This window comes from Tardiphaga sp. P4_G1, from assembly GCF_056401215.1.
This window is the reverse complement of sequence record NZ_JBFUJU010000004.1, coordinates 366,824-381,127: the sequence shown is the minus strand read 5'-3', so window position 1 is coordinate 381,127 and position 14,304 is coordinate 366,824. Positions and strand designations below refer to the sequence as shown.

Below are 14,304 nucleotides of genomic sequence, written 5' to 3'. Positions count from 1 at the left end.
GCGGAGCACTAGAGCTGGATATGTCGTCAAAGATCCTGCCGAAAATCTCTATCGTGACTCCATCCCTTAACCAGGGACGGTTCTTGCAGGATGCTATCGATTCCATAGCCGCTCAGAATTGGCCGAATGTCGAGCATTTCATCATTGATGGTGGTTCGACCGACAACACACTCGACATTATCCAGCGGAACAAAGCCAGCTTGGCTGGCTATGTCAGCGAGGCCGATAAGGGAGCCGCCGATGCCATCAATAAAGGGCTAGCGAGATGCACGGGCGACATCGTCGCCTGGCTTAACGCTGACGACTTCTATCTGCCAGGCGCGTTCCAGATTGTAGCAGACGCTTATCATGCCAGCCCCAACGCCAGCTTCTGGTTCGGCAACGGCTTGCGCACCGACGTCAACGGCAAGGAAACCGGTATATTCAACCGCACGACGGTGGCTTACGACCATCGGGCTCTGATCGAAGGTCTGGACTATATCCTCCAGCCGTCGACATTCATTAATCCGGTAGCCCTCAAAGCAACGGGGGGGGACCTCGATGGAGGTCTTCGCTGGAGCTTCGATTGGGATCTTTGGATTCGTCTCGCAGAGATTGCCGAGCCATACGCGATCAATGCCAACCTCGCCGCATCTCGAGAATGGGGAGAAACGCTTACGGCAAATGGCGGCTTCCGCCGCGCCGAGGAATTGCGCCTTCTCGCCGAACGTCACAGTGGAGATCCGATGACACCAGGAGCACTATGCTACTGGATCGACAACATGTCATCGTTTCTGCGATCGTCTCCCGGCGTTTTCAGTCAGCATACGGAGACGGCCCTGCAGGCGTTCTGGCGGGAAGCCCAGAAAGATATGCAGCAGTTGGACGTTGATTCCGCGGGTAACCCGCTGCGAACATCGGGACAATGTGTAGGAAAACTGCCATGGAAAAAACGCGACCGCATAAACTCCAAAAACCTGGACATCGCAGTTGATCTTTTCCCTCTGGTCGCCGGGGTTTCAGGCGGCATCGTGCCTTGGGTGCAAGGCGTTCTCCGGGAAATGGCTAGGCTATATCCTGAAGACAGGCTGGTCATGTTTCATCGGCCGGGCACATCCGCGCTGCTGATTGAAGAGCCCAATGTGGCCTTCGTTGCGCTCGATGAGCACCCCACTACGTTCTACGCAAAAATGACGCGCCATTGCAGAAGCATGGGCATCGACGCGATAATTCGAACCTATCCTCAGGAGCAACATCCGGCGCTGCCTGTTAATCGACAGATCTTTGTCATTCCGGATATGCAGCACGAGTTTTTTCCGGAGTTTTTCTCGAAGCCAGTATTGGCAGCCCGTCGTCGGGCATTCGGTTATGCTCTGTCCTGCGGCGCTGCGATTGCCACGATGACCAGCCACGCGCGCAAGACAATGGTCAGCAACGGCTGGCTCATGACCGATGACGTCTTTCTGATGCCTGCCGCTCTCCCCGAAGAGCTGCGAGATACGCCACCTCAAACAGATTTGCCGGCAGCAGCTGCATCCTTCGACTGTTTCTTTTACATGCCGGCCAACCTTTGGGCGCACAAGAACCATCGCCGTCTTTTTGAAGCATTCAAGCTCGCCCTTCCCAAGTTGCCTCCTGGGACCGGACTTGTATTGTCTGGATCTCCGGAAGATTTGGACAAGGCCCTCAAAGGTTTTGAAAGCCTGCCTATCGTACATCTGGGCTTTGTGCCTCACCGACAGGTCGCTGCCCTTTTCCGCCACGCAACGGCGTTGGTCTATTTTTCGCTCTTCGAAGGCTTCGGAATGCCGCTCTTGGAAGCATTCCACCATGGGACTCCCGTTCTCTGCAGCAATACGACGGCGCTGCCGGAAGTAGGAGGCGATGCAGTTCTTTCGTGCGATCCGACCGACGTTCCCGCGATGGCGAACTTGCTTGTGCGGATAACGATGGAAGAAGGTCTAAGACAGAGCCTTTCCGAAAAAGCCAAGCTTCGGGTTGAAACTTACAATTGGTCATCCCCAGCGCACGAGTTGCGTGCCGCGCTGGCTCGCGTTTCAGCCAGTCGCCCGAACCGTCCAAAAAAGGAGCCGCTGGTCAGCATCGTCATGCCGACTCGCAACCAAGGTCGCTTCATCCGCGCATCCATCGATAGCGTCCTGAGCCAGGATTACGCCAATATAGAACTATTGGTGATGGACGGCGCTTCGACCGACAATACCGTCGAGATCCTGAAGTCGTATGGCGATCGCATCCGATGGATCTCGGAGCGCGACAAAGGCCAGACCGACGCGATCAACCGAGGAATGGGGCTCCTCAGTGGAGAGGTGCTCGCCTATCTGAACTCCGACGACATCTTGCTGCCAGATACGATAAAAAAAGTCGTCGGCTATTTCAACGATCATCCGGAATGTGACCTTGTGTATGGAGATGCCGACTATATCGATGTAGACGGCAAAATCACCGGGCCCTATGCGACGGCCGACTATTCGCTCGATCGCTTGATGAGCGATTGCTGCATCTGTCAGCCAGCCGCGTTCTGGCGACGGCGCATCGCCGAACGCGTTGGTCCTTTCGATGCTTCGCTGCAGACTGCCATGGATTACGAATATTGGCTTCGGATAGCGACATCAGGTGGCGTCATCTATCATACGATCGACAAACTGGCGCAGTCTCGTCTACACGAGGATGCGAAAACCCTGGCGATGCGCGGCAAGATCTTCGAGGAAATATTCGAAATTTGCAGAAAGCATGGCGGCTATGTCAGCTTGAACTATTTTTTAGGACGATGGTCCTATAGGCTATACGAGAGCTGGTGGGGTGGCAGCCGACTTCGAGCTATCGCACCTCACACATATAAGTTGCCCGCGACTGTCCTGTTTACCAGCCAACTCTTTCGGATTGGGAGCAATAGACGTCAGGCGATGGAGCTTTTGCGCACCGCATTTGATACAATCGACCGCCGGTCGCCCTATCTGGGACGGCTTATTCGCAAAGCTCGCGCGAGCTCGTCTTTCTTGCGTGGGCGGCTGCGTTGAGAGAATCCGTAGTCCTAAAATGAGGAAGGGCGTATTATGAAGCGAGCGCTCATCACAGGTATTACCGGGCAGGATGGCTCATATCTCGCGGAACTGCTTGTCGATAAAGGCTACGAGGTCTTCGGCCTTGCGCGTCAAAAGAGCTGGTACAGCCCGAATTGCGCCAGCCACTTGGCCGGGAAAGTCGGAATTCTATTTGGCGATGTCACAGAGGGCGCCGACGTTGCCAACGCCGTTCGCGATGTCGGCCCGGACGAGATCTACAATCTCGCCTCTCAGTCCAGCCCGGGCGAATCATGGGCCCGCGCCCCGGAAACTCTTTTGGTCAATGGGCTCGCTGCGATCCGGCTGTTCGAGGCGGTGCGCCATAATCGCCCCGAAGCACGCGTATACCATGCGTCTTCCTCGGAAATGTTCGGAAGATCCCTCGCTGATCGTCAAAACGAGAGCACGTCTTTCAATCCGGTAAACCCCTACGCTGCGGCGAAAGTCTATGCCCATCATATGGCGGCCATTTACCGGGATAGCTACAATCTCTACATAACAAGCGGGATTCTGTTCAACCACGAGAGTGAGCGCCGACCATTGCACTTCGTCACACAGAAGGTCGCATACGGAGCAGCTTGCGCTTCGCTCGGGATTTCGAATTCGCCCGACCGTAATGAGCGAGGACGTCCCATTGTCGAGGACGGCAAGCTAGCGCTTGGAAATCTCGGCATCGCCAGAGACTGGGGTTATGCCCCAGATTTCGTGCGCGCGATGTGGATGATCCTGCAGCAGGAGAGACCGGCCGACTTCGTGATCGGGACGGGTAAATTGCACACGTTGAGCGAATTATGTGAAGTCGCCTATCGAAGCGTGGGCTGCGATTGGCAGCAATGTGTTTTCAGCGATCCCGCACTTGTGAGACCGCTTGAATCAGGACAAATCCTATCAGATCCTTCAAAAGCACGGGACGTGCTCGGCTGGCGCCCGACGCTCAATTTTGAGCAGATGGTAGCGCAAATGGTACAGGCGCAGGTGAAGCGCCTGAGTTCGCTTATCGATGGTCGCGACGGACAATGAATGGTCACTCGGCATCCGAGCTAACCCAGGACGACTGGATCTGCACATCTTCGAGAGCACAAAAACGGCGCCCCAGTTGTCAGCCATCGGCCGGCCGAACTGGTCGGAAATTGCTCCATGAACTATAGAAGACTCACATTTTGGCTTTTTGAACTCCTGTTGCTATCGTACCATTAGAACTCCCCCTCATACGTGTTCGTGCAGCCAGAAATCACGTTTGTAGAACCGCCTCCCGAAATGATACGGGAAGGCTCGAATTGAACAAAGTGCAACGCTCGTGAAAAAGTGCAGCTTTGCCGGACCCGGCCATCAAGAGTAAGTCATGGACAAGAGTGCAAAGATCTATGTTGCAGGCCATCGCGGGATGGTTGGCTCTGCTATTGTGCGGCAGCTCCAGAAGGCCGGTTATTCCAACGTGCTGTGGCGCTCGAGCGCTGAGCTCGATCTGACCAAACAGACTGCGGTCGAGGATTTCCTTGATCTGGAAAAACCAGACTACATCTTCATGGCTGCCGCCAAGGTGGGGGGCATTCATGCCAACAACACCTATCGCGCTGACTTCATCTACGAAAACCTAGCTATCGAGGCAAACGTCATTCATGCCGCGGCTGAAGCAGATGTTAAACGGATGCTTTTTCTCGGCTCAAGCTGCATCTACCCACGTGATTGTCCGCAGCCCATCAAGGAAGAGTATCTCCTCACCGGCCCCCTCGAAGCGACCAACGAACCCTACGCGATCGCCAAAATCGCTGGCATCAAGCTTTGCGAGAACTACAACCGACAATATCAGACCGAGTATGTGTCGGTCATGCCTACAAACCTGTTCGGGCCGAACGACAATTACGACCTTGCCAACAGCCATGTTCTACCCGCACTGATCCGAAAAGCTCATGAAGCCAAACAGCGGGGAGACAGCGCTTATGAGGTGTGGGGCTCCGGACGCCCGATGCGCGAATTTCTCTACGTCGACGACATGGCAGAAGCTTGCGTGTTTCTGATGGAAAATGACGCGATCCAGGGTGGCATGTTCAACGTCGGAACGGGCGTCGACGTCACCATTGGTGAATTGGCAAATACTGTCATGGAAGTCATCGGATTTGAAGGCAAGGTTGTTTTCGATGCCTCGAAGCCTGACGGGACCCCGCGCAAACTTCTTGATGTGGAGAGGATGCAGGGATTGGGCTGGCAGGCCAAGACGAACCTGCGGGACGGTATTGCGCTTGCCTATCGCGACTTTCTGTCCCGATATGCCAAGCCCTGAAGCAACGGAGCCGCTGGTCACGGTTGCCGTGCCTTCTTTCAACCAGGGGCCATTCCTCGACCAGGCTCTCACCTCCATTTTTTCCCAGGGCGTGCCGGTAGAAGTGTTCGTCCTCGATGGAGGCTCGACCGATCAATCGCTTGAGGTCATCTCACGCTGTAAGGACCATCTCTCTGGTTATCGCAGCCATCGTGATGCGGGACAGGCAGCGGCGATCAACGAAGGCATTCGCAACGGCCGGGCAAAATATGTCTGCTGGCTGAATAGCGACGACTGGTTTTTGCCCGGAGCGCTATCGCGCCTTGTCGAAGTAGCAGAAAGCACCCCGCAAGCGCCTATGGTTTACGGGCGGTGCTGGAATCATATTGAAAGCACCGGCGGACAAAGAGCAGTCTGGGTCGAACCGTTCAGCGAAAGACGCCTCGCACAGCGCTGCATCATCGCGCAGCCTGCGACCTTGATACGCCGCGCGGCATGGGAAGAGGTCGGCGGCGTTGATTCCAGCCTGCACATGACGATGGATTACGACCTTTGGTGGCGCCTCTACAAAGCTGGCGGCGCCCCCCACTTCGTCGACGACTTTGTTGCGGTCAACCGCGTCCATCAAGCCACAAAGACGCGAAATAACAGGCAACTTCACTATAAGGAGGCGATGAGCCTGGTGCGACGACATCACGGCAGCGTCCCGCTGAAATGGTGGCTGGCGCAGCCTTATGCCGTCTGGTTCAAGTCACTGTTTGGCTAGTCTTCGGGAGACAGATCTGCCCGGTAACGCGAAGGACGGGCCAACTAGCGTTTGAAAGCAAGCAAGCAAGCACGCCCGCCCACATGTCGCCCTGAACCGCGCCAGCTACCCAGTGCAGGCTACCTTGGCGTGTCATTTCAAGCGAAGGCACGATACATGCCACATTAGAGTCCATAGCAGCTCTCAGGAAAGCTTATCAGCATGCGCATCCTCCCCCCTTTAAGTGTCCTGGCCGGAGTTGCCGCAGCACTGCTTGTGGTCGCAAACGGATCGTTCCACGGAATAGCCAGTAACGCCAGCGCGGGATGGGCGGTGGCATCCGGAATAGTAGTATTCGGAACGCTTGTAGCACAATCGCCTCGCTCGATCGAGATCGCGCTGGTGCCAGTCGTGTTTGCCATCCCGGCGATCCATTACCTTTGGCCGCTACTCGGAACGACACATCAGCTCATCTTGGTCGACGCCGGCGATTTCAATCAATATCTTGGTCTTGGGAGCTGGCTCACGTCTCATCCATTCAGCGAAGCGCCACATCTGGGCGCAGATTATAACACCCTCCAGTTCAACCTTTGGGACCACGTATCAAATTTCCTGCGGCCCGGCGGGATCTTTCTGCTCTCCCTGTTTGGGTCACTGGCTTCGCGCGAGATCGGCGAAATCTACTCGCCGTTTCTGGCCTTCGGGCTCGGGCTGCAAGCGCTCGGCGTCTACCTCTTCGCTCTGGCGGCATTCGAGAAACTTCCTGCGCCGGCGTGTGCCCTGATCGCAGTTTTGTTCACGATCTCGCCCGCAGCGACTTGGCCGGCCTACGCATCCTTTCTTCCACAAACGATCGGCATGGCTTTCCTGCTAGCAACGACGGGCACGGTCGTTACTGTGACCCAACAGTGGCCCAACCTTAGCCGGCGAGACGCGACAGTACTCGGCGGCGCATTGGCATTGTCGACCTTTGCTACTTGGTCAATCTACCCAGAAAGTGCGCCGCTTGGGGCAGCAGTGTGCGCTCTATTCGTTCTCTTGAGCTATCGGGCCATCGTTATCACGGACATCGGCAGGTTAACTGTATATTTTTGCAGCGTGCTAGCGCTCGCAATTGTAATCTCGCCGGACAGTTTCACCTGGGCAGTTCGGGGCGTCTGGGTACAACTGGGTTCTTTCGCACATGGCGGCGAACAGGTTTCGACGGTATATACGCTTCTTTCCGCAACACTCGCCTCGATTCAACTTCCCCTGGTCGATGTGGTCCTTGAGCATGTTCCGCGAGTTTTTGTAGTTCTCTCCGTTGTAATGACGGCGCTTGGGGTTCTCGGACTCTTCGCAGTCGTTTTCCTGGAACGCCAACCGATAGGCTGCGCCGTCCTCGCAGCATCAATTTTGTTATTTGCGGCCGTCATTCTAAAATATAACGCGGAACACTTTAGAAGCTATGCTCTCTGGACGAGACTATTTAGCTGGAATCTCTTTAAGGCGGCGCAGTATACGGCACCGTTCGTGACGACGATCGCGCTCGGAGGACTGATAATATCGAGCTTAAGATTTTTTAGACGCTTTGCCTACATCGTCGCGTGCCCAATATTGATTTGTATCTCGCTCGCCATCGCGATCGGTCAGGATCTCCAAGCTTGGCCGCGTGGATACAAGACCGAACTCAGTCGGGGCACGGTCGACTTTCTCCGGCAGCTACCGAACGACGGAAGGCTGCTGGTGAGCTTGGAAGGTGAGCTTCATCCATTCCGGTACCTAATTTACGGAGTATTGAAAGAGCGACAATTTCTATCCACCGAAGACTGGCAAGCTCCCGAGTTCGATTCTTCACCATCAATACGCGCCCAGATTCTAAGCAAGCCCGTCGCATATGTGCTTGCAGATGACGCTGGAATGATCGACGGATTGCCCGTGTTACAGAGATCGGGGCGCTTCCGTGTACTGGACGCTCGCGATGCAACGTTCACGCACAAGATAAATGGCTTTAACATAAAGCCAATTGTTCTAAATTTCACCCCCCGAGGGCTGAGCGTTGCTTCCTTCTAAGCGGGCCGAAGAGGGCAGCGTAATCTTACGCACTGAATTCCGGCCTGCGGGTAGACGCGCTGCCCCTTGTCATGTCCGTTGCCCAAGCAAAAATGCTGGAGAGGTGCTCCCACCGAACTCTATTGGACAGGCCAAATCAGCCCGTAAGCAATATTGCGAGAATCATTCGGAAAATGTTGGTGCGGCTGATCGCTTACCAGCCTTAGATTCGCGAGACCGAGACTATCCGTAGCAGCGCAAATGCTGACTTCGGCTGGCGTGGCAAAGTCCGCCCCCCTCGCTATCGGTACTTCAACATTAGCTGTGCCCCCCTCGATTCTGACCCGCAGATCAACGCTGCTCCAAGCGTTGATAAATCGCAGCTTCGTGCAGAACACTTGGCCTGGGTTTCGCAGTCTGGTTATCGTCAGCGCAGACTGGGGGGATACCCAACGGAAGCTACCCTGCGTCCCCGCCTCGATATCGTAAGCACCTGCTATACTTACGATAGTCGGAGGCACCCCACCTAGATCCAGTTCTCCTTTTCCGTCATTCACGGCCTTAATCATGTAGGCGTCATCCGCAACTGCCTGAACGAATCCGCTCGATCTCTTGGTTTCGGTAACTCGCAGAACCAATGCCAGATCACGATTGTTTGCGAGAAACACCTGTTCTGATTCCGTGCTGACGACCAATGCATCAAAATAATCAAACTTTCTGGCCCCAAACATTTGGTACGAATAAAAGTCGCGCGCGAATGGCGACTCCTTCGAAACATAGACCGCACTGTTGCGCGCTTCCCGCCAAGTAAAATCCATTGCAGCTGCGCTCACCGGATTATCAAATCCACCTGACCGAGTAACCATCGGCTTACCTCGCAAGAGCTGGAGGTGCTCCTGGTAATTTAGAGAGGTTCCGATCACAAAAATGACCGTTGCTACGAGAACAGGCAGAGCGGGAATACTTCTAAAACGATCAGAACGCGCCTGCAGCCCAAGTATCGTAAGCAGGACGCCAAACACGCCAAGACACCATTGAACGGCGTCTCGGGTGATATCCCAAAGGTTAAAATGCGAAAGTAGCGAAATGTTGAACTTTACATTCAGCAAGGCGAAAAGCGTTGTCACCGGCAGAAAGCTGAAAAATGCCAGGAGGAACGGCGTCCTTAGCCGGGGAGATAAAATAGGCGAAATTGACGAAAGCAACACGATCGCTACAGCGAGCCATCGATTGTTCATGGGGTACATCCCCAACAAGAAGTAAGCAGCGGACATCTTGCCGTCGAGAGGAGCATAGGACTCCGTAATCGGAATGCCATTCTCGAAGCCGATGACGATCCTGCCGACAATCGGCATAACCAGCCAGATTCCGAAAAAGCACAGCAGCGGGATAAAGCCCAATACGATCCCAGTTTGCGTATTGATCTTGAAACTTCTGCCCCTTGTCCATCTCTCGAAAATCTTCATTCCCCACAGAATAAACACGCCCAATGCAAGCGCGGGAACAAGTCCATGCCGCGCGAAAGACGCTTGCATTCCAACCACGGATATCATGAGCGCTCCGATAGCCCAGGCTGCGAGCCTATATGACCGTTTGAGGATCGCTCCACCGGAGAATAGGAAATAAAGCGCCCAGAACATCATCAGGTAGGGCACGGAAATGGCACCTAGCAAGATAGCACTGGACATGTAGAGACCTGGCTCATTCTGCTCGTCAGCGGCGTTTAAAGAAGCCGCCATCGATGCCAGTGCCATCAACAGTGCGAAGATCGAATCTTTACCGGTCTCAAACAGCCCATAAAGTCCAAACTTACTTAGGGCCATATTCGCGAATACAAGCGTTGCACCGAGCAATACGGGTTTTATGCGGAATTGGCGTACAGCATAAAGTGAAACGAAGGCCGCGAGCACAAACAGAAGAACCTTGTTGGCCGCGGCGACGGTGACAACAGGCATATCGACGCGAAGCAGCGACGGCACAAAGAGAAGCCCAGCAAAGCCGGATTGGCCGGGCACATCTATTCCGCCAAAAAAGAAGTGCCATAACTTGGTGACGGTAGAGCCATCCGCCACAAGTTGCCCGCCCGCTCGTCCCAATATCAGGTTTTGGACTTGCAAGACTTGGATAGAGTCCAGAGTACTTGGAAACCGATATGCGGCGAAGACCCCAATCACGCAACCCATTGCCAACATGACAACCGCCGCAGGGTCTCGCGATAAATGAACATCTTTTGCGGAGAACCAACCGGCAATTGTGACAGCGAGATTCAAGGTTATCAGGGCAGCGGCAACGCTAATGGGGTGATCCAGAGGCGCAAAAGTCCAGGCCGCCAGAAATAGTATGGCATTGATGTGAACGCCGAGAGCGAAGGATGAAAGGATCGTGGAGAGCGTGTCACTGCGAAAATGCATTCCACGCGTCGAGAGGATCTGCTTCAATCCCCAGCCGGGCAAAACGACGCCAAATACGGCAAAGAGGATGCCGATAATCACAATGCTGATAGTCACCGTCGATCCTGGTTGGTTATGCGCAGTCGGCGAAAGCATTTTCACGTTTAGGTAAGTGACGACTTCGCCCGATTAATCGTGTTAGGGAGATGGTTCAATACTGAGGTTCATTACCCGCCAGGCAGCTAGCCTCATATCTGAAGCGCCAAGAGGAGTGGCCTTCCCGTCTGTTGTCATATCGAGCTGGCTAACGCTCGTTGGTCGGACGTCGAGCACCTCATCGAAGGTCCCAAGCTCGTTACTTGTCACCGCAAACGAACGAGAGATCGCGCCTTCGTCGCCGCTAAGCCTCAGGGTTATCGTTTGCGTGCTACGGGCTTGATATCTGAAAGTGATTCTAGTTCGCTGCAACTGCGTGGGCACGCGCAGCGATTGCAATTGAAGCACGATAGACTTGTCAGTCCATTGCCACCAATCCTTGCCGTCGCTCTCCGGCTCATGCGCGGCCACGGTTGCGAGCGTCCGAATATGCCCATTTTCGTTCAAACGGCCCACGACCAATGGCCCAATAGCGCGACCGCTTGCGACAACCTGATTTACGGATCGTCGCTCTACGATACATTGATCGGCCGTGAGTTTCTCGTGCCTTTTGCTTTCTGGCAACCAAGCGCCAACATCTGGATCCCAGTCAGCCTGGACTTCGCGATCTGGCAAATAAAGTGCAGCGATCCGTCTAAACTTCTCATCCCGATCGGAGAGCGCTAGATATACAGGGGCGTCCAAACGACATGCATCGAGCACCGCCTCGCGAAAGTTGGTGTAAAATCGTGCGATGTCGCGCAGGCCGTCATAGCTTTGCACATATGGCCTGATCCGCCCCTTCGCGATCGCGCCGGCCCCTAGAAACCCGCAAATAAAAAGCGAGATGATGAGCCGTCGCGACAATGTCTTTCTCTTCGGCAGGATCGAAAGAAAAGCGAGCAGCGCAAAGGCCGAAACGAAGGGATGCGCCCAGTCGGATAACTTGAATTGGCTCCAGCTTTGCCCTCGACCAACATTGAACGGCGAGACTACCCCGTATCGGAAGTAAACAATGCCGAGTCCGAACACTGAAAGAATGACGGCGGCTGGCAACAGCACAGGCTCGCAGACCATCGTCCATGTCCTATAGGTAGTCAGCGAACTCATGAGGGCAACGAAGGCGACAAAGAGTGCGATGCCCCCAAGGTAAGTCGCCCAGCTCGCTTGCGGCGCCGTCCATTGAAAGCCGTCCCAGGCGGCGCCGTGCACGCCCATCGCGTGGGCAACGAACCCCAGTAAGCTCCAGGCGACGGGCGAGCCGACAACGGCACCGGACTGTAATTTTAGCGCATTGTATGCACGCAGAACTTCGCCGTTGAGAATGAGCAGAGATATGCCCACCACTATCAAGCCGAAAACGGTCACCGACGACCAGCTTCGATTTCGAACGACCAGAACGATAACAGAAATTACCAAGGCAAGACCAACAAATGGCACAAGCTCGGAATAGGCCATTGTCAGAGCGCTGATGAGTAGCGCGCCGACGAAGCCTGCTTTGACGAAAGCGCCATCGATCTTGCGCGCTCGCGAAACCCAATCGACGACCGGACCAAGCAAAAATAATGCAGCGCAAGCAAACGCCATTCCCAGGATTTGCGGCAGAAATCCGAAATTGGCCGCAAAAACCAGGCCACCGGCGCCGAACGCGGGTAAGGTCAAGACCAGAAATCGTAAAGGCCTGCTCAGTCGGCGGAGCGGACGGGCGATCGGAAATCCGATGGAGAGGCAGCACGCGGAAACGCTGGTAATAATCACGGCCGGGTAGACGTCGTATGTCCACTGCAGACCGGACAGAGCCTGGACAAAGCTGAGCACAAAGGACGCGCCCATCCGAAAACCAAGTTGCTGGTAGAGAAGAACCTGCGTCGTCAGCGGTGTAACAGCCTCCGGTGCAATCTTTTCGGAGAAGCTGTGGCTTTGCAGCCAACCGCTGTGAGCCAGATAGGTAAAGGCGTCGTTGTGCGCGTTGAACGCACCGTAAAAGAGAAGCGGCACGAGCAGACTAGATCCACAAGCCAAACCGAAAAGACCGACGCCGCTCGCATGCCGGAACATTCTGACTTTGCTCGGTTCGCAAAAGAACGCCCATGCGGCCCCCCCGAACGCGACGAGCGGCACTAATAGATTGTGGCCGACAGGCACGCACCGCCCGAGAATACTGGCCACGACAGTGAGAAATGCGAGTCCCAGGGAAGGCGCCAAGTAGAACTCTGCGATTGGGCGCAGCTTATTTGGAAGCAGAGCGCCAAATCGGCGTCCGACGATCGTCGACCAGAAGATCAGACCAAACGTTGTTGCCAGGGTAATCCAGAATATCGCCGGCACTGTTGGCAGATGGGTCATCCCCGCTCGCTTTCCAAAAGATCGGAGATGTGACGTGCCACATCACGACCTTCGCGGATAGCATAGTTGGTGCCACGATCCTCCGGATAGATCTGGGCCATCGTCGAAATGGAAGCGTTCCTGAATGGAGTTTCGCGACCGGGAACATATTGCGAGTAGTTCCGCTCGGTGATGGGCTGAGCGTAGTCGGCGCGCCAGACCTTGTAATCAACCACCCAAGAACGATCCAATGACGGGAACATGCGCTTCAGGTGTTCAAGCGCGAACTGGCAATACTGTTCATCGTCATAGCCCCAAACGGGGTCTTCCTTGGCCAAATAACGCGACAGAAACGCGATGTGCGTGCCTGCGTAGTTCTCTGGCGCGTCGAAATTGGTATGCTCGATCACGCCCACGAAGGGGAAGCCAGGATCGTTGACATTAAGCCAATAGGTGCTGGACAAGCTATGTTTCAGCCTCAACACCAGGCACATATTGGCGAGATAACGCACCCGCCGCAGCCTATCGATCCAATCTGGCGTTGTAGCCTGCTGCAGAATGTCAGCGATAATTGGAAATGCCGGCGTGAAGAGAAATTGTTTACCAGCGACGTCACCGCTGGTTGTGGTGAGATGTGTGATCTTATCTCCCTCGGTAACCACCCCTGTGGCACGCGTACTGAAACGCACCTCGCCGCCGTGCGATCTAATCGCCTCCACCATAGCGTCTGCGAGACGACCAAAGCCGCCCTTGAAGTAGGCTAGTTCCTCACCGCCCTTATCGTTGCGTGTGCTGCCGCGCAGCACCAGCTTCTTCCACATCCACACAGCGTTTACGGCGTCCGCATAGATCGAGAATTTCGATTCCACGAGCGGTTTCCAGACAACGTCGTAAACCCGCTTGCCTGCAAGTGACTCCAGCCATTCGCGAATGCTGAGATGCTCAATGCTGTGCCAATCCTTGATGCGGCGCACCTGCAATACGATCAAGCCAAGCCGGATCCGGTCGATCAACGGCAATGCTGTAAATTTCAACAGGTCGAGCGGGGTCGACAGCTTCCATAGTCGGCCGTTGAAATACATACCGGTATTAGTTGGCAACGTGACAACGTCGCCCTTAAGGCCCAACTCCTCAACCAGTTCCGGTACAAACACATCATTGTTGAACCAGTGGTGATAAAATCTCTCCAGACGCACACCGTCCGAAAACGTGAAAGTACCGGCCAACCCGCCAGCCGCGGTGTCCGCATCCAGGAGGAGCACCTTATAGCCCTTCTTCGCCAGAACATAGCCGCTGGCCAGCCCGGTAAAACCAGCACCCACAAGGACGACATCATGTAAGTCAGCACTCATTCAA

General features: G+C 54.9%; 8 protein-coding genes. 5 read left to right on the top strand and 3 right to left on the bottom strand.

What is annotated here, in order from left to right; all coding sequences use genetic code 11:
• The first annotated feature begins 20 nt into the window (after positions 1 to 20).
• The 5 genes from AC1DUY_RS12170 (at position 21) to AC1DUY_RS12150 (ending at position 8,119) form a co-directional block, all read left to right on the top strand.
• On the top strand, positions 21 to 3,017 hold the full coding sequence (locus AC1DUY_RS12170) for a glycosyltransferase (protein ID WP_441229153.1): 2,997 nt from the start codon (positions 21 to 23) through the stop codon (positions 3,015 to 3,017).
• A 36-nt stretch (positions 3,018 to 3,053) separates the two neighbouring features.
• Positions 3,054 to 4,082: a GDP-mannose 4,6-dehydratase gene (locus AC1DUY_RS12165; protein ID WP_441229152.1), complete on the top strand. Its 1,029-nt coding sequence runs from the start codon at positions 3,054 to 3,056 to the stop codon at positions 4,080 to 4,082.
• Between the two features lie 322 nt (positions 4,083 to 4,404).
• Entirely contained in the window at positions 4,405 to 5,343 is a 939-nt protein-coding gene (locus AC1DUY_RS12160; protein ID WP_441229151.1) for a GDP-L-fucose synthase family protein, read from the top strand.
• Positions 5,303 to 6,088, top strand: a complete 786-nt coding sequence (locus tag AC1DUY_RS12155) for a glycosyltransferase family 2 protein (RefSeq protein WP_441229150.1) — start codon at positions 5,303 to 5,305, stop codon at positions 6,086 to 6,088. The genes AC1DUY_RS12160 and AC1DUY_RS12155 overlap by 41 nt, the downstream gene beginning before the upstream one ends.
• 201 nt (positions 6,089 to 6,289) lie before the next feature.
• Complete coding sequence (locus AC1DUY_RS12150; RefSeq protein WP_441229149.1) at positions 6,290 to 8,119, top strand: hypothetical protein; 1,830 nt, start codon at positions 6,290 to 6,292, stop codon at positions 8,117 to 8,119.
• Positions 8,120 to 8,238: 119 nt separating this feature from the next.
• Here the strand turns inward: AC1DUY_RS12150 and AC1DUY_RS12145 are convergent, their stop codons facing one another.
• The 3 genes from AC1DUY_RS12145 to AC1DUY_RS12135 form a co-directional block, all read right to left on the bottom strand.
• On the bottom strand, positions 8,239 to 10,605 hold the full coding sequence (locus AC1DUY_RS12145) for a hypothetical protein (RefSeq protein WP_478114493.1): 2,367 nt from the start codon (positions 10,603 to 10,605) through the stop codon (positions 8,239 to 8,241).
• An 81-nt stretch (positions 10,606 to 10,686) separates the two neighbouring features.
• Positions 10,687 to 12,969 (bottom strand): hypothetical protein, encoded by a 2,283-nt coding sequence (locus AC1DUY_RS12140; RefSeq protein WP_478114491.1) that lies wholly within the window; start codon positions 12,967 to 12,969, stop codon positions 10,687 to 10,689.
• A complete protein-coding gene (locus AC1DUY_RS12135; RefSeq protein ID WP_441229146.1) occupies positions 12,966 to 14,300 on the bottom strand; it encodes an NAD(P)/FAD-dependent oxidoreductase in 1,335 nt (444 codons plus the stop codon). The genes AC1DUY_RS12140 and AC1DUY_RS12135 overlap by 4 nt, the downstream gene beginning before the upstream one ends.
• Positions 14,301 to 14,304: the final 4 nt, after the last annotated feature.